The sequence below is a fragment of the Microbacterium arborescens genome (assembly GCF_049707515.1).
GTDB lineage: Bacteria > Actinomycetota > Actinomycetes > Actinomycetales > Microbacteriaceae > Microbacterium > Microbacterium arborescens_B.
The window spans coordinates 68,710-85,417 of record NZ_JBNAFI010000005.1; the positions used below are offsets into that span (position 1 = coordinate 68,710).

Sequence of the window (16,708 nt, forward strand, 5' to 3'; positions counted from 1 at the left end):
GACCCGGCATCAGGCGCCGGGAACAGGCTCGGGTCGGCAGAGCCGTCGCACTAGGCTGAGTCCCCGTGAGCAACGCGCCCGAGGCATCCGGTTCCAGCCGTCGTATCTACAGCTATCTCGGGCCGGCGGGGACATTCACCGAGGCCGCGCTCGCGCAGGTGCCCGAGGCCCGCGACCAGATCTGGCGGTCGGTGCGCAATGTCGGCGAAGCTTTGGCCGACGTCGTCGAGGGACGCTCCGACGCGGCGATGATCGCGATCGAGAACTCCGTCGACGGCGGCGTCTCGACCGCGCAGGATGCGCTGGCGACCATGCCGGGCCTCCGGATCGTCGGGGAGTACCTGGTACCCGTGAACTTCGTGCTCGTCGCGCGCCCCGGAACGCGCATGGAGGATGTCTCGCTCATCGCGGCGCACCCCGTGGCCTACGCCCAGTGCCTGCAGTGGCTGCTGAAGACGCTGCCCGAGCACGCGCACCTGCCCGCCGCGAGCAACGTGGCCGCCGCAGTGGGTCTGATCGACGGAGTCAGCGACGCCGACGCCGCGATCGCGCCCCCCGGCATCCTCGAGCATCACGATCTCGAACTGCTCGCATCCGACATCGGCGACAACGAGCACGCCGTCACCCGTTTCGTGCTCGTCAGTCGCACGGTCGCGCCGCCGTCGCCGACGGGCGCCGACAAGACCTCGCTCATCGCGGAGCTTCCCGACGACCGCCCCGGATCGCTCCTCGAGCTGCTCGAGCAGTTCTCGACCCGCGGCATCAACCTGTCGCTCATCGAGTCGCGGCCGATCGGCGACGCGCTCGGCCGGTACCGGTTCGTCATCGACGCCGAGGGGCACGTCGCCGACGAGCGGATGGCCGACGCGCTGATGGGCGTGCGCCGGTTCAGCCCGAAGGTGCTGTACCTCGGGTCGTATCCACGCGCCGATCGCGCGATCGTCCGATACCCCGAGCGCTACTCCGACGACGTGTTCGTCGAGGCGCGCGACTGGCTGCGCGCGCTGATCTCCGGCGAGCCCGAGGCCTGACCCGCCGCCGGGGTTCGGCCCCGGACGCGTCGGAGGGCTCAGGCCGCGAGGAGCTCGAGGGTGCGGATGCGGGTGGGGGCGGTGTCCGCCTGCTCGCCGTCGTAGCTGGCTGAGACCGGCGAGACCATGACCTCGTCCACGCCGTGCTGCGCTGCGAAGGCGGTGAGAGCCGAGCGGGCCTCCGGTCCGGTGCCGACGAACCAGCGGGAGCGCATCGCGTCCAGCATCGGTCCGGCGAGGTGGTCGGATGCCTCGGCCGCAGCCGCCTCCTCGACGCTCTCGAGCGCGGCGAGGGGCCGGTTGCTGCGTAGACGAGCCATCATGCGCGCCTGCGGCAGCATCAGCGCCTCGGCTTCGGCATCGCTGTCGGCGACGACGGCGTTCGCCGTCAGGAACGTCCGCGGCGCGTCGAGCGTCTCGGACGGGCGGAACTGGTCGCGGTACAGTCCGATCGCACGGTCGAGGCCCTCGCCCGAGAAGTGGTTCGCGAAGACGTAGGGCAGACCCAGCGCTGCGGCGAGCTGCGCGGAGTAGTCGCTCGACCCGAGCAGCCACACGTCCGGGGTCGAGGTGGCGGCGGGCGTCGCGTGGACGTCGTAGGTGCCGCCCGAGGTGAACCGCACCGTCGCGCCGTCGCCCGAGACGAGCGCGAGGATGTCGCGGATGTTGTCGGGGAAACGGTCGACATCGCTCGTCGTGCCCGACTGGCGCAGCAGCTGCGTGATGACCGGGTCGCTGCCGGGCGCGCGCCCGATGCCGAGGTCGACGCGTCCGGGGGCGATGGCCTCGAGCGCGGCGAACTGCTCGGCGACGACGAGCGGTGAGTGGTTGGGCAGCATCACGCCGCCCGAGCCGACGCGGATGCGCGAGGTGCGCGAGGCAGCCGCGGCGATGAGCACGGGCGGCGTCGTCGACGCGACGGCCGGCATGTTGTGGTGCTCGGCGAACCAGTAGCGGCGGTAGCCCAGCTCGTCGGCGCGCTGCGCGACCGTCAGCGATGCGGCGATCGCTTGGGCGCTGGTCTGTCCCGTGCGCACGGGCACGAGGTCGAGCACGGACAGGGCGGGGCGGGCTGCATCACTCATAGCCTTTCTGTGAACCTCGCGGCGTCCGCGGGCATTCCCGGAACCGGCAGCGAACCGGCAGCGAGGCGTCACTGGGCCCGCTTGACCGCCTCGTACGCCTGCAGGGCGGCCTTGCGCGTCTCGGCGAGATCGACGATCGGCGGGCGCGCGGCGCTGTCGGGAGCCCACTGCGCGACGTACCGGCCCTTCGGGTCGAATCTCTCGGCCTGACGCTGCGGGTTGAAGATGCGGAAGTACGGCGAGGCATCCGCTCCCGACCCCGCGACCCACTGCCAGTTGAAGGCGTTGCTCGCGCCGTCGGCGTCGACGAGGGTGTCCCAGAACCACTGCTCGCCGAGCCGCCAATCGATCAGCAGGTTCTTGGTGAGGAAGGATGCGGTCACCATGCGTACCCGGTTGTGCATGTAGCCGGTGTGCCAGAGCTCCCGCATGCCGGCATCCACGAGCGGCACGCCGGTCTCGCCCTTCTCCCACGCGGTGAGGAGCTCCGGTCGCAGCGGGGGCCACGGGAAGGCGTCGAAGCCGCGGCGCCAGTTCTTCGTGGCGAGGTCGGGGAAGTGGAAGAGCGTGTGCCACGCGAACTCGCGCCAGCCCAGCTCGGACAGGAAGCGCGATGCGGAGGTCGCATGCTTGCCCGTGCCGCCCCCGGTCTCGACGCCGGCGTGCCAGATCGTGTGGGGGCTCAGCTCGCCCCAGCGAAGACGCGGCGAGAGCAGCGAGGTCGCGCCGGCGCTGGGTTCGTCGCGGGCGGCGTCGTACGTGCCGAGGTCGTCGTCGAGGAACTCCCGCAGTCGGGCCCGCGCAGCCGCCTCGCCGGGCTGCCACCGCTCGCGCAGGCCTCCGGCCCAGTCGGGGGTCGTGGGCAGCAGCTCCCAGTCGGCGAGGTCGTCGCCCGCGGGAGCCGAGGACAGGCCGGGAACCTCGTCCGGGCGGGGGAGCGGCTCCCGCGGCGCGGGCAGGTTCCGGGCGGCGTTCCAGAACGGCGTGAACACCGAGAAAGGCGTACCGCTGCCCGTCTTCACGGTCCAGGGCTCGAACAGCACGTTGGCCGCGAACGACTGCACGTCGACGCCGTCGGCCCGCAGCCCCTCCTTCAGGCCCGCATCGATCGCGCGCTCCGCGCCGCCGTAGCGACGGTTCCAGAAGACCGCGCCGGCACCGGCATCCGCCACGACGGATCGGACGACGGATGCCGCCGGCCCCCGCCGCAGCACGAGGTGCGACCCGCGCTCGCGCAGGTCCGCCGCCAGGGCCGTCAGCGAATGATGCAGCCACCACCGTGCGGCGCCGCCGAGCGGGCGGATGCCGTCGGACTCGTCGTCGAGCACGTACAGGCCGAGCACGGGTTCGCCCCGGTCGATCGCGGCCAGCAGCGCCGGGTGGTCGGCCAGGCGCAGGTCGTCGCGGAACCAGACGATCGAGGGCGAGCTCATCCCGTCATCCTGACTCGGGCGCCGACCCCGGTGGGACCGGTTGACAGCCACGGACGGACGTGCCCGGCTCGGGGTGGCGCGCCTCAGCTCTCGGGCAGCGTGTGTCCGGTCGGAACGGCGACGATGAGGCCTCCCGCCTCGACCCGCGTCGTGACGTGCGACGCCTCGCCGAACTCGTCGCCGTCGAGCTGCACGGGATGCGGATCCTGCGGCGCGAGCTCCATGCCCGGTCCTCGCGAATAGACGACGGCGCTGTCCTTGGTGCGCAGCGACAGGATGCGGCGCCCCGCGCGGAACTTCCGCAGGAAGCTGTTGTCCCAGGCCACTCGGCGCCACACGAGCAGCCAGCCGAAGAACCCCTTGGGCTGCATGATCACGACGTCGAGCTCGCCGTCGGTGATCGATGCCTCGGGGATCAGCTCGAGCCCCGCCTGCAGCGAGCCGCAGTTGGCGAACAGGACGCTCTGCACGCGCGCCGCGTGCATGCGGTGTCCTTCGAGCCGGTACACGACCCGGAACGGCTTCGCCTTCACGAGCGAGCGCGTCGCCCCGTCGACGTACGCGACCCACCCGACCGACTTCTTCAACTGCGGATTGGTGTTGGCGATCATCGCCGCATCCAGGCCCATGCCGCCCATGACCACGAACGCGTGCTCCTCGACCTCGCCACCCTTGCGGGTCAGGCGCGCGAAGCCCACGTCGATCGGCGTGCGGTCGCCCGAGAAGGCGGCCTCGATCATCGCCTCCGGGTCGGTGAGCGGCAGCCCGAGGTTACGCGCGAGCAGGTTGCCCGTGCCGCTCGGGACGATCGCGAGCGGCACGCCGCTGCCGCTCATCTCGCCGGAGACCGCCCGCACGGTGCCGTCTCCGCCGGCGACGAGCACGACGTTCGCGCCCGCTTCGAGGGCCTGGCGGGTGACGTCGTCGCCGAGGTCGTCGACCGTCGTCTCGTAGAAGAGGGGCTCCTCCCACCCGGCCGCTTCGGCGGCGCGCAGCACCTGTTCGCGCAGCGCATCACCGTCGACCTTGATGGGGTTGTAGACGAGCGCAGCCTTCGGGCTGGGCTTCTCGTCACCGCCGGCCATGGGCTCGGTCTCGCCCTCCGGCCCGACGCGGCGGGCCTCGCCGGTCTCGCCGTCGGTGGTGTCGGGGGCGACATCCTCGGGTTCGCGGATGACGTCGTCGGGCGCCGCCGCCTCCGCCGGATCGGGGGTCGCTGAGGTGGGATCGTCGGAGCGCTCCCGGGGGGAGGTGTCGTCGGATTCGGTCGCCATGGCTACACCCTAGGGCCGCGCGCCCGCGAGGAAGCGCCCCTTGCGCCGCGCCGTCACGCCGGTATCGGCACCATCAGGTCAGGCATGGGGCGGTGCGCGCGACCCTAGACTTGACGGGTGATCGACCTCGCACTTCTTCGTGAACAGCCCGACCTGGTCAAACTCTCGCAGGTGAAGCGCGGCGAGTCGGCCGAGACCGTGGATGCCGCTGTGGCCGCCGACCGCGAGCGTCGGGAGGCCATCACGACGTTCGAGCGGCTCCGCGCCGAGCAGAACGCCCACGGCAAGAGGGTCGCGCAGGCTCCCAAGGAGGAGAAGGCCGCGCTGGTCGCCGAGGCCAAGCAGCTCAGCGAGCGCGTCAAGCAGGCGCAGCAGGCGGTGACCGCTGCCGAGGAGGCCGCCGAGGCGGCCCTGGCGCGCATCGAGAACATCGTGATCGACGAGGTGCCCGCCGGCGGCGAGGACGACTTCGTCACGCTGCGAACCCACGGCGAGCCTCAGGAGTTCGACTTCACGCCGCTCGACCACCTCGCCCTCGGCGAGAAGCTGGGCGCCATCGACATGGAGCGGGGCACGAAGGTCTCGGGCAGCCGCTTCTACTTCCTCAGCGGGATCGGCGCCCGCCTCGAGCTCGCGCTCATGATGCTCGGTCTCGACCGCGCGCTCGCCGCCGGCTTCACGCCGCTCATCCCGCCGACGCTCGTGCGCCCGGAGGTCATGCGCGGCACCGGGTTCCTCGGGCAGCACGCCGCCGAGGTGTACCACCTCGAAGAGGACGACGCGTACCTGGTCGGCACGAGCGAGGTGCCCCTCGCCGGCTACCACATGGACGAGATCCTCGACCTCGAGCGCGGGGCGAAGCGCTACGCCGGCTGGTCGACCTGCTACCGGCGCGAGGCCGGCTCGTACGGCAAGGACACGCGCGGCATCATCCGGGTGCACCAGTTCAACAAGCTCGAGATGTTCGTCTACACGACGCCTGCCGACGCCGAGGCCGAGCACCTCCGCCTCGTCGAGATGCAGGAGCGCATGCTGCAGGACCTCGGTCTGTCGTACCGCGTCATCGACGTCGCGGCGGGAGACCTGGGGTCGAGCGCGGCGCGCAAGTACGACATCGAGGCGTGGGTGCCGACGCAGGGCGCGTACCGCGAGCTCACCTCCACCTCGAACTGCACGACGTACCAGGCTCGGCGCCTCGACATCCGTCACCGTCCCGACGGCGGCAAGACCGAGCCGGTAGCGACCCTCAACGGCACCCTCGCCACCACGCGGTGGCTCGTCGCCCTGCTCGAGACGCACCAACGCGCGGACGGTTCGGTGGTGATCCCCGAGGTGCTGCGCCCGTACCTGGGCGGCCTCGAGGTCGCGGAGCCGATCGCATGACCGCCCCCGCCGAGGGCAGCGAGACCCGCGTGCCCGACACGCTGCCGGACGCCCTGCCCGACGAGGGCGGCATCGAGGTCGTCGAGCCGCGGGATGCCGTCGAGATCGTCGAGGACGTCGCCGAGGGGATGCCGGCGGCTGCCGGCGCCACCCGTCTGCTGATCGTGCTCGACATCGACGGCACCGTTTTGCTCGAGGACGAGACCCTGAGCCCCGGCGTCGTCGACGCTGTCGCCGACGCCCACGCCGCCGGCCACGAGGTCATGCTCGCGACGGGCCGCTCGTGGGAGGGCACGCACGGCATCCTCAGCTCCCTCGCGCTGAGCCCCGACTACGTCGTCTGCTCCAACGGCGCCGTCATCCTCAAGCGCGTCGACGACGACTTCGCCGACGTGCTCGCTTACGAGCGCTTCTACATCGAGACGTTCGACCCGAGCGAGGTGCTGGCGCTGCTGCGTCAGCACCTGCCGAACGCGCGGTACATGGTCGAGCTGCCCGACGGGCGCCGGCTGTACACCGAGGAGCTGCACGACTGGAACCTCCACGACGCTGACAAGGTCCCCTTCGCCGGGCTGTCGGAGCAGGAGGTCTGCCGCGTCGTCGTCGTCTCACCCGACGAGACCGACTCCGACTTCGTCGAGCTCGTCGAGCGCATCGGCTTGAACGAGGTGTCGTACGCGGTCGGCTGGTCGGCGTGGCTCGACATCGCGCCTCAGGGCGTCGACAAGTCCACCGCGCTCGAGCGCGTGCGCACGTGGCTCGGCATCGCCCCGGCCGATGTGCTCGTGATGGGCGACGGTCGCAACGACGTCGGGATGTTCCGCTGGGCGCGCGAGCACGGCGGGCGGGCCATCGCGATGGCGCAGGGCCCGGCCGAGGTGCTCGCCGAAGCCTCGGAGACCACGGTCTCGGTGCAGGAAGGCGGCGTGGCCGCCATCCTCCGCACGCTCTGACCCGTCGCGTCGGGCGACTAGGATCGAAGCTCAGCGGTTCGCGCCGCTGGGAGGGTTGTCCGAGCGGCCGAAGGATCCAGTCTTGAAAACTGGTGGGCAGCAATGTCCCGTGGGTTCGAATCCCACACCCTCCGCCAGAACCGTTTCGCCGTTCGGCGCCGGCGGGCTCCATCACGGCGTTGACAGTATTATTCCGCGAGCGGAACAATACTGTTTATGAGACTGATGAGTGTTGCCGATGCGGCCGCGCAACTCCAGGTTTCCCCACGGCGTATCCGCGCCATGATCGCATCGAACGACATCAGCGGCGAGCGCGTCGGCGCGCAGTGGATGGTCGACGCCGCGAGTCTGCCGTCGCACGCGCGTCGAGCCGGGCAGCCATTCAGTCCTCGCGTTGCGTGGGCTTTCATGGAGGTGGCGAGTGGGAACACCCCCGATTGGGTCTCGGCCTCCGAACTCTCGCGCTTGCGATCGCGGTGGCGAAAGCTGCAAGAGGACGCCGACCCGCTCCCGCTCATCCGAGCCACACTCGCGCGTCGAGCCGAACGGACACGGTGGTCCGCTCCGGAACCCACCCGTGTCCTGCATGACCCGCAGGTCTCCGCCTCCGGGGTGAGCGACCACCGGGCAGGTATTTCCGCGGTTCAGTTCGCGGAAGCCTACGTAGAGTCGTCCGATCTCCACCGCGTCGTGAAAAAGCACATGCTGCTGCCCGCGCGTGGGCCCGAGAACGTCGTATTGCGTGCCGTCGAAGGACCGGTGCCGTTCCCCGTGCCATGGCTGGCCGTAGTGGCTGACCTCGCTGATGGCGATGCCCGCGAAACGCAGCAGGCGGAGATCCTCTTCAGAAGGGAGGCCGGCCGTGGCTGAGGTCATCGCGATGCCCGCGATGACCGAAGCTCAAGAACACGCGTGGGTCACGCTGCTGGATCTACACGAAGAGCTCCCGAGTGGGTGGACCATCGTCGGGGGGCAGATGGTGCATCTCTGGTGTGCGGAACGCGGCGTCACGATGGCGCGCCCGACCGACGATGCCGACGCCGTGCTCGATGTGCGCCTGGAGCCCGGAATTCTCTATACGTTCACCGCCGCGCTCAAGCGACGAGGGTTCGACGCTGAGACCGCGAGCTCGGGGGTTCAGCATCGCTGGCGCAAAGACGACGCCGTCATCGACGTGCTCATCCCTCGGCACCGCTGCTCAGACCTGGCGATGTCGAGGATCACCCTCAGCTGGATAAGCGTGAGCTGGATCTCATGACCAATGCGCTCGGGAATGCACGCGCCGCACCGGGTGCGTGGCGCCATGTGGACCGTGGCGCCGAGGGACTGGATCGGGTGGCCCTCATCGTCGACGGCGCTCGTCGCGCGCGCGAGTTGCACGGCACGGCGCGTGCGGGAGAACCTGTGCCACGGTCCAGCTGGGGCATCGCGCGCCGCAAGGCGCCCGGCCCAGGTAGCTGAAAGCTCGTCCCCGGATGACGAGCGCAGCCCCTTCGAGCCTGGTATCGAAATGCCCGAAGCGTGCGTTGCGGCGGCGGCGAACGGAAACAGCGGCGCGGTCGGCCGGGCCCATAGGGTCGCCCGGCCGACCGGCGAGACGGTTACGGGAGCTGGAAGTAGATCTCGTCCGCGAGCATGCCCGGAGTCACCCGGATGAGGCCGTCGAGCGTGGACGGCACGAGATAGACCTGCTTCCCGGTGTCGGACGCACCTGCCAGCAGGCTTGCTGAGCCGAAGGTCGGCTCGACACCCACAACGACGTTGTGCCACGTCGAGACGACAGTGCCATCCGCGGCGACGTACTCGACCTGCACGAGCGCAGACACGCCGTCACCGGTTCCCTTGTACGTGGCGGTCATGTCGAGGACGACGTACTGCGTTCCCTCGCTGGGCTCCGTGTTGAACATGCTGGCGGCCATCACCGCATCGTTTCCGTTGCGCTCGAAGGAGTTGAGCGTCACGTCCCAGTCGTCGTTGCTGATCGAGGCGCTGAACGGCAGCGGGTCCTCGCGTGTGCCGTTGGGCTCGGTGGTCGCGGCGTCACCGGTCGTCTCGTCCTCGGCAGCGGCCTCGGCCTCGGCCTCGGCAGGAGCCTCGTTCACCGTCGTGGTCCCGCCGCTGGCCTCATCGACGGCGTCCGAGAGCGCCCCCGCGACGACGAAGGTGAAGACGAGGAAGCCGACGATGGTTCCGACGACCGCGACGATGATCGCCGCGACCGCCTGCCATTTCACCCTTCCCGACAGGCAGACGGCGATGACGCCCAGAACGAAGCCGATCGGCAGCAGCATCCAGCCCAGGATCAGAGCTCCGGGCACGCACGCGAAGACGAATCCGACGGCCGCGACGGCGAGCGCGACGATTCCGACGACGTTGCGTCGCTTCGTCGGCACCCCGGCGGGCTGCGGCGGGTAGTGAGCAGCGGACTGCTGCGTTTCGGGCGCGCCGGAAGGCGGCGGAGTGGTGGTCATGCGGATCTCCAGATCGAACGGTGTGATGCCGCGCGGACACGACGGAACGTCGTCAGGTGGCGCCCCCAGAGCAGCCACGTCGAGCGGGCACCTCAAGCTAGTCCGTCCGCCCGCCGACACTGTGCTCACGAATCGGGCGGAAGCGTCCTCCGAGCAACGACCTGCGCTCAGACGACTCGGCGAAAGTGGAGGAAACCGCGGGCGGCAGTCGTCTCGAGTCGCCTCAGCTCTGGCACCGAACAGGCAAATGCGCTCAAGAAATTCATCCGAACGGATGACGGCATGGCGGTGATCGGCACAGCGTCGGGCTACAGCAGCCCGCGGGCCGCGAGCTCGGCACGCAGCGCCGGCGCGATGTGCTCGGCGTACGCGACGGTCAGGTGCGTGCGGTCGTACCGCGTCGGGAGGCCGCCGGCGAAGGCCGGGCACACGAGCTCCCAGCAGGTGAAGGGGAGCGAGCTGACGGCCTGATTGCCCGATGCCGCCGCGATCTTCTCCGCAGCGGCCTCCATCTGCCCCCAGGTGCTCGAGACGCCCGCGGCGCAGCCGTACGGCGAGGTCGCAGGGGAGTAGCAGCGCCCGAGGTCGGCGCCTTCGGGAGGCGGCGCGAGGTGGACGATCCGGCCCGGCATCCCGTACGTGTCGGCCTCGGCCTCCTGCGCCGCGAGCAGAGCGTCGGCCGAGAGGTCGGCGCCGTCGGGCGTGTGACCGAGCGTGTACGCGTTGGACATCACGACGAGGGTCGGTGCGTCCGCGAGGATCATCGCCCGCACGTCGGCCTTGCGCTGCGGGCACGCCGCCATGATCCCCGCGCCGTCGTTCTGCACGGCGACGTCGGTGAAACGGCATCCGTACAGCCCCACCGTGGTCACCCGGATGGCCCCGGCGCTATCGTCGGCGAGCTTGCGGAACGCGGGCGCGTAGGCCATCGCGGTCGAATCGCCCACGAGGTAGATGTGGGTCGGGGCGTCGGCGCTTCCCGAGCTGCAGGCGCCGCCGCTGGGGGAGACGTCGGGTGAGAAGCAGTCCCGGGCCGGGTTGCTCGCCGACGACCGGGTGATGACCTCGTCGAGCGAGGGGTGCAGCTCGGGCCACGCGGTCGCCGTCGCGGCGGCAGCGAGCTCGGCCTGGAGGTCCGCGATGGGGTCTGCCGGATCCGCCGTGGCGGCGTCGGCCGCCCCGTCGGCGACCCCCGCCGGAGGGAATGCGACGGGCGCGGCGACGAGCCCGCCGAACATGTTCTGCACGACGAGGATCACGGCGAGGCTCGCGATCCCGAGGCCGGATGCTGCCAGCAGCGCCGGTGGCCCGAAGCGCGCGCGCCACGCGGCCCACGGTGCCGCGTCGGCGGGCGCGACCTCCGGCGCCCCGACCGCGAGCGGTTCCGCGAGCAGAGGCGCTGGCTCTGGTTCCGGTACTGGTGCCGGCGCCGGGGTGCCGTGTGCGACCGCCGGGAGAAGGTCCGCCGCGGAGCCCTCAGCCGGTTCGCGTGCCCCCTCCGGTCGGGGCGCACCGGGGTAGTAGCGGGTGCCGGGTGTCCATCCTGCGGGGCGGGTGCTCAGGGCTCGCGGAGCCGGGGCCGAGGCCGGGGCCGAGGCCAGAGTCGGAGCGGGCGCGGACGCCGTGGCCGAGGCAGCGGGCGCCACCGCGATCGGGGGCACCGACTCCGGCGGGGCGGTGCCGTCCGCGGTGCGTCTGCGCCCGTATGGCGCGAACCGGAACGGCCGCTCGACGAGGTGGTACGAGGCGATCGCGAGGACCCCGGTGACCACCAGGACGAGGACGGTCGTGGCCTCGCGTGCCGGGAGGAGCACGGCGGCGAAGACGACGACGGGGAAGTGCCAGAGGTAGAGCGAGTACGACGCATTTCCGGCGAAGACGCTCACCGGGTTCGTCAGCGGGAAGAGGTGAGGATGCCGCGGGTCGCCCGGAACCCCGCCCGCGAGCACGAGCGCCGTCGCCGCGACCGGGAGCGCCGCCCAGGGTGCGGGAAATCCGCCCGCTTCGGGGTCGATGACCGCGAAGGCGGCGACGAGCCCGGCGACGCCGAGCCAGGAAACGACGCCGCCGACGACGGGCGGGATGCGGCGGAGCAGCGGAACCGCGGCGGCGATGAGAGAGCCGGTCGCCAGCTCCCACGCGCGGGTGAGGGTCGAGAAGTACGCCGGGACGGCGGCATCCGCGCTCTGCACGAGGGCCCACGCGAAGGATGCGGCGACGATGGTCGCTGCGAGCGCAGCCACGGCCCCGGCCGCCGCCGCGCTGCGACGCCGGGCCGCGGGCAGCAGCGAGACCGCCAGCAGGAGCAGGAGCGGCCAGACGAGATAGAACTGCTCCTCGACAGCGAGCGACCAGAAGTGCTGCAGCGGCGAGACGACGTCGTCGGCGTGGAAGTAGTCGGTGCCGAGCGCGGCGAAGCGCCAGTTCGCGGCGAACCCCGCCGACCACAGCGCGTCGGCGAGCGTCTGCTCGGCGCGAGCACGGTTGAGCACGGCGAAGGCGGTCGCCCCCGTCGCCACGAGAACGACGATCGCGAGCGGCAGGATGCGTCGCGCGCGGCGGCCGACGAAGGCCCCCAGGCGGATGCCTCCGGTGGTCTGCACCTCGCGAAGCAGCGCGCCTGTGATGAGGAAGCCCGAGATCACGAAGAAGACGTCGACGCCGACGAAGCCACCGCGCGGCCAGCCGGCCGCGTGCGCGCCGATGACCGCGAGGACGGCGAGGGCACGGAGGCCTTGGATGTCGCGTCGCGGGGTGGGGTGCGAGGGGAGCGGGCTGTTCACATACGAGTCCGGAAGGGCGAGCACGAGTGTAGTGGGAGCGGTCTCATTCGCGCGATAGCGCGTGCGCGCGCGAACGCAACCCCGATGCGCTCGGGCTCGGTGAGCGGTTCGCTTCACGCATGACAGCTCTTCCCCGAGCGCCCTTCGCCCGCCTCGCCGGCTCGGCCCTGCGTCGGTTCTTCGCGACGGTTCTGGCCGTTCGACGGCCGCGCCCCATCCACGTGCACGGGACGATGTTCCACGGCACGGTGCGCTGGGTCGGGCCGCCGCGGCGTTCCGGCGTCTCGTGGATCGATGACCCGCCGCCCTCCCACGAGGCGGCGGTCGCAGCTCGGCTGTCGCGATCGATCGGCCTTCCCGACGCGCTGCCCGACATCTTCGGGCTGGCTCTCCGCGTGGACGGAGCACCCGAAGACCGTGAACCCGGCGGCGAGGCATCCGGTGCCTCCGACATCGAGTTCGCCTCGACGGGTCGCGGCGTCCCACTGCGTTTCGCCCTGCTGCCGGTGCGCCGGCCCGAACGCGCGCGGTTCGGCATCCTGCTTCCCTACCGCGGTCGCCGCGGGCCGGTGCTGCTGTCGGCGACGACGGTCGATGGGAGTGCCGCGGCGGAGTCGTGGCGGCTCGTCCTCTCGTTCGCCTCCCCGCTGGGACACTGGCGACCCTTCGCCCTCGTGCAGCTGAGCCGGATCGCATGGCAGGGCGATCAGCCCCGCTTCGACGCCGGGAGCAGGGTGCTCCCCGGCGCCCGCGTCTATCCGTGGGTCCGAGCGTTGCGCCAGCCCTCCTACGACCTCGTGCAGCGCGACGGCTCCCACGGTGACGGCCCGGGCCCTTCCACACCCGGGGCGCCGGCGCAACCGGCATGCGAGGTCGCCGCACCCGCGATGGACTGATGCCGTGCAGCCCGATGAGATCGCCCGTGTCGCTCGAGAGTCCTTCGGCATCGAGGAGCTCCGCCCGCAGCAGCTCGACGCCATCGAGGCGGCCGTCGCGGGACGCGACGTGCTGGTCGTGTGGGCTACCGGCGCCGGCAAATCGGCGGTCTACCAGGTCGCTGCGGCTCTTCGTCCCGGCCTCACGGTGATCGTGTCGCCGCTCATCGCGTTGCAGGAGGATCAGCTCGCCCGCATCGAAGACGCTCCTGACGCGCCCGACGGCGTCGCGCTGAACTCCAGCCGGGGTGTGCGGGCGCAGCGAGAGGCGTGGGACGCGATCCGTTCGGGGGAGGCGTCGTACGTGCTGCTGGCACCCGAACAGCTCGCCAAGGAAGACGTCGTAGCCGATCTGGCGGAAGCCGGGGCGTCGCTGCTGGTCGTCGACGAGGCTCACTGCATCGCGGCCTGGGGCCATGACTTCCGCCCCGACTACCTGATGCTCGGCGAGGTGTCCGAGCGTCTGGGCCGACCGCCGATCCTCGCTCTGACGGCCACGGCGACGAGCCCCGTCCGCACCGAGATCATCGAGCGGCTGGGCATGGACGATCCCGCCATCCTCGTCGGCGACGTCGACCGACCGAACATCGAGCTGAACGTCCGCCGGCACAGCGAGAAGTCGGGTAAGCGCGACGCCGTCCTCGCGGAGGTCGCCGCACTGCCGATGCCCGGTCTGCTCTACACGGCCACGCGTCGGGGCGCGGAGGAGTACGCCGAGGCGCTGCAGGAGCGCGGGGTCAACGCCGTGGCCTATCACGCGGGCCTTCCGACCACGGAGCGCAACGGCGTGCACGAAGCCTTCCACGACGGCGCGGTCGACGTGGTGGTCGCCACCTCCGCTTTCGGCATGGGGATCGACAAGGCCGACGTCCGATTCGTCGTGCACGCCGACATCCCCGACTCGATCGACGCGTACTACCAGGAACTCGGTCGAGCCGGCCGTGACGGTGAGCCTGCCACGGCGACGCTGCACTACCGGCCGGAGGATCTCTCGCTGCGCCGCTTCTTCGCGGCGTCGGCGCCCAAGCGGGGCGAGCTCGAGCGCCTCGTGTCGGCCATCACCGGTGGCACACGGTCTCGCAGCCGGCTGGCGGCGGCGAGCGGCCTGTCGTCGCGACGGGTCACGGCTCTGCTCACGGTGCTCGTCGACGCCGGCGCGGTGCGTACGAGCCGGGCGGGCGTCGCCCTGCGCCGGGGGATGACCACGGGCCGCGCCGTGGAGGCGGCGCTCGAGCGCTCCGAGGAGCGCGAGCGCATCGACGCCTCACGCATCGAGATGCTGCGCGGTTACGCCGAGACGCGGCGGTGCCGCCGAGCGACGCTGCTGGGATACTTCGGCCAGGACTACGTCGAGCCGTGCGACAGCTGCGACACCTGCGCGGCATCTGCCGCCGATCGCGCGGCGCGCGGCGACGAGGAGGCGGAGCGCAGCGACGGGCCGTTCCGCGTCGACGACGTCGTCCGCCACCACGAGTGGGGCGAAGGCACGGTCATGGCGGTCGAGGACGATCGCGTCACCGTGTTCTTCGACTCGCAGGGCTACAAGGTGCTCTCGACCGAGCTGGTCGCCGAACGAGGTCTGCTCGCCCCCGCCTGAGCGTCCGATGCCCGCCCCATCCATCGCACGAGCTCGCGGCGGCTGGGCAGGCCCAGGCGCGACAGGATGTTGGCGACGTGGAAATCGATCGTCTTCTTCGACAGGTAGAGGATCTCGGCGATCTCGGCGCTCGTGAAGCCCTCTGCGACGAGCTCGGCCACGCGACGCTGCTGCGCCGTCAGCGGGGCGAGCGCGTCACCGCTCGCACGGGTGAGCTGCCGGGCGACGTCCTCGATGATCCGGGTGCACAGGCGCACGAACCCGTTCGCGCCGATAGAGGCGAGTTCGGCGCGCGCCGCCTCGTACGATCCCATGCCATCGGTCGCGTCCCCGAGCAACGAGACGATGGTGCCGACGACGATGCGCACCCAGGTGCGTCCGAGCGGATCGTCGCCGTCGTTGACCAGGCCGCGTGATCGGTGAGCGGCCGCGAGAGCCGACCCGGTGTCGCCGTCGAGGTGGGCGAGCAGTGCCACATGCGCCCAGTAGTACGAGCTGCCTTCGGCGCCGGGCTCGTCGGCCCAGCTCGCGACGAGTTCGCGGTACCGGGCGGTGCGTCCGAGATTCCGCAGCGCCATGCCGCGCAGCGCGCGCCATTCGTGCTCCGTGAAGACCCGCCGGTACCCGGGTTCCTCGGCATCGTCGAGCACCCGGTTCATCGCGACCCAGTCGTTCGCCCCGATCGTCACCGCCAGTCGGGAGTGGAGCAGCATCATGTCAGCCTGCACGCTCGGGTGCGCCGCGAGGGAGGCCGTCGCCTCCTCGATGCGCGTCACCGCGGTCGCGAGGTCGCCGCCGGTCGCCGGCTCGAGGGTCTCGACGGCCGAGAGCAGACTGGCGGCCCAGGCGGAGTCGCGCTGCGTCCCCTCGCGCACCGCTCGTGCCGCTCGCCGCGCCCCGATCCAGTCGCCCTGTCGGTACTTCACGTACACGAGCCGGGCCTGCGCCGACGCCCACGCATGCGAGCGCGGCGGGAACAGGGGGATGCCGCGGGCGATGCTGACCGCCCCCGCGCCGAACTCGCCGCGGGCAGCGAGCACCTGCCCCATCGCGACGAGCGCGGGACCGTGATGCGAGCGGAGGAGATTGCGGGCTCGGGGTGCGGTCAGCGCCGCGGAGAGGGCGTCGAGTCGCGCGGTGCCGTCGTAGGTGTTCCACTCGATCAGCACCGCGGCCGCCATCATCCGGAACCACGACGCCTCCACCTCGTCGGTGTCGCCGTCGCGGGCGCGAGCGCGGGCGGTCGAGCGGTCGGCGGCGGCGACGAACCAGGCGGACTCCACCCAATGCGCCCGGTCGATGAGGATCAGCGCCGCGCAGGACGCCAGTGCCGACGCGAGCAGATCGTCGCGCCGCTCCAGCGCTGCCACGGCGGCCTGCGTCGAGGCGACCACGCGTGCGGCATCGGCGTCGGTGAGAAGCGAGACGAAGGCCAGCGCGGCATCGCGGACGGCGCCCGGCGGGAGCGCCGCGAGCTGGGCCGCGTATGCCGGCAGCACCGGTGGACGCGTCATCTCGAGGTCGGCCGCCAGGATCGGGGCGAGCGGGCCGGCGTCACCGCTCTCGGCAGCGAGCGCGACGAGCTCGCCTGCGCTGTCGGACATGCGCACCTCCCTCGGCGGGGCATCATCACCGGATGCCGCTCACCGTGCGTCCATGCTGGCACAGGCCGGGGTGACGACGGCATTACCAGTCGTGCGCTCGTCGCCCTGGGATCGGCTACCAGTCTCACGCGAAATGGTCACCGGCACCGAGCGTGCCTC

At 71.5% G+C, this 16,708-nt stretch carries 13 protein-coding genes and 1 tRNA gene; 8 read left to right on the forward strand and 6 right to left on the reverse strand.

Annotation, left to right across the window (positions count from 1 at the left end):
- Positions 1-65: 65 nt before the first annotated feature.
- Positions 66-1,031, forward strand: a complete 966-nt coding sequence (gene pheA / locus ACPYN5_RS10970; protein ID WP_424449024.1) for a prephenate dehydratase — start codon at positions 66-68, stop codon at positions 1,029-1,031.
- Positions 1,032-1,069: 38 nt separating this feature from the next.
- Here pheA and ACPYN5_RS10975 read toward each other — a convergent pair whose 3' ends face one another.
- The 3 genes from ACPYN5_RS10975 to ACPYN5_RS10985 form a co-directional block, all read right to left on the reverse strand.
- Positions 1,070-2,116: an LLM class flavin-dependent oxidoreductase gene (locus ACPYN5_RS10975; protein WP_424449025.1), complete on the reverse strand. Its 1,047-nt coding sequence runs from the start codon at positions 2,114-2,116 to the stop codon at positions 1,070-1,072.
- A gap of 68 nt (positions 2,117-2,184) precedes the next feature.
- On the reverse strand, positions 2,185-3,549 hold the full coding sequence (locus tag ACPYN5_RS10980) for a cryptochrome/photolyase family protein (protein WP_424449026.1): 1,365 nt from the start codon (positions 3,547-3,549) through the stop codon (positions 2,185-2,187).
- An 83-nt stretch (positions 3,550-3,632) separates the two neighbouring features.
- Complete coding sequence (locus tag ACPYN5_RS10985) at positions 3,633-4,823, reverse strand: diacylglycerol/lipid kinase family protein (protein WP_424449027.1); 1,191 nt, start codon at positions 4,821-4,823, stop codon at positions 3,633-3,635.
- Positions 4,824-4,940: 117 nt separating this feature from the next.
- Here ACPYN5_RS10985 and serS point away from each other — a divergent pair, with 117 nt between their 5' ends.
- The 5 genes from serS (at position 4,941) to ACPYN5_RS11010 (ending at position 8,417) form a co-directional block, all read left to right on the forward strand.
- The gene (gene serS, locus ACPYN5_RS10990; protein WP_424449028.1) at positions 4,941-6,206 is read left to right on the forward strand and encodes a serine--tRNA ligase; all 1,266 of its coding nucleotides are present in this window, start codon (positions 4,941-4,943) and stop codon (positions 6,204-6,206) included.
- The gene (locus ACPYN5_RS10995; RefSeq protein WP_424449029.1) at positions 6,203-7,159 is read left to right on the forward strand and encodes an HAD family hydrolase; all 957 of its coding nucleotides are present in this window, start codon (positions 6,203-6,205) and stop codon (positions 7,157-7,159) included. Before serS ends, ACPYN5_RS10995 begins: the two co-directional genes overlap by 4 nt.
- A gap of 49 nt (positions 7,160-7,208) precedes the next feature.
- A tRNA-Ser gene (locus ACPYN5_RS11000) sits at positions 7,209-7,296 on the forward strand.
- Positions 7,297-7,384: 88 nt separating this feature from the next.
- Positions 7,385-8,029, forward strand: a complete 645-nt coding sequence (locus tag ACPYN5_RS11005; RefSeq protein WP_424449030.1) for a helix-turn-helix domain-containing protein — start codon at positions 7,385-7,387, stop codon at positions 8,027-8,029.
- Complete coding sequence (locus tag ACPYN5_RS11010; RefSeq protein ID WP_424449031.1) at positions 8,022-8,417, forward strand: hypothetical protein; 396 nt, start codon at positions 8,022-8,024, stop codon at positions 8,415-8,417. The genes ACPYN5_RS11005 and ACPYN5_RS11010 overlap by 8 nt, the downstream gene beginning before the upstream one ends.
- A gap of 343 nt (positions 8,418-8,760) precedes the next feature.
- On the opposite strand, the gene ACPYN5_RS11015 is transcribed toward ACPYN5_RS11010, so the two are convergent.
- Entirely contained in the window at positions 8,761-9,630 is an 870-nt protein-coding gene (locus ACPYN5_RS11015) for a hypothetical protein (RefSeq protein ID WP_424449032.1), read from the reverse strand.
- A gap of 308 nt (positions 9,631-9,938) precedes the next feature.
- Positions 9,939-12,437 (reverse strand): acyltransferase family protein, encoded by a 2,499-nt coding sequence (locus tag ACPYN5_RS11020; protein ID WP_424449033.1) that lies wholly within the window; start codon positions 12,435-12,437, stop codon positions 9,939-9,941.
- Between the two features lie 95 nt (positions 12,438-12,532).
- Between ACPYN5_RS11020 and ACPYN5_RS11025 the strand changes: the two genes are divergently transcribed.
- The gene (locus ACPYN5_RS11025; RefSeq protein WP_424449034.1) at positions 12,533-13,309 is read left to right on the forward strand and encodes a hypothetical protein; all 777 of its coding nucleotides are present in this window, start codon (positions 12,533-12,535) and stop codon (positions 13,307-13,309) included.
- A 4-nt stretch (positions 13,310-13,313) separates the two neighbouring features.
- The gene (locus tag ACPYN5_RS11030) at positions 13,314-14,945 is read left to right on the forward strand and encodes a RecQ family ATP-dependent DNA helicase (protein WP_424449035.1); all 1,632 of its coding nucleotides are present in this window, start codon (positions 13,314-13,316) and stop codon (positions 14,943-14,945) included.
- On the opposite strand, the gene ACPYN5_RS11035 is transcribed toward ACPYN5_RS11030, so the two are convergent.
- A complete protein-coding gene (locus ACPYN5_RS11035) occupies positions 14,888-16,549 on the reverse strand; it encodes a helix-turn-helix transcriptional regulator (protein ID WP_424449036.1) in 1,662 nt (553 codons plus the stop codon). The two genes, ACPYN5_RS11030 and ACPYN5_RS11035, sit on opposite strands and share 58 nt — an antisense overlap.
- Positions 16,550-16,708 lie beyond the last annotated feature (159 nt).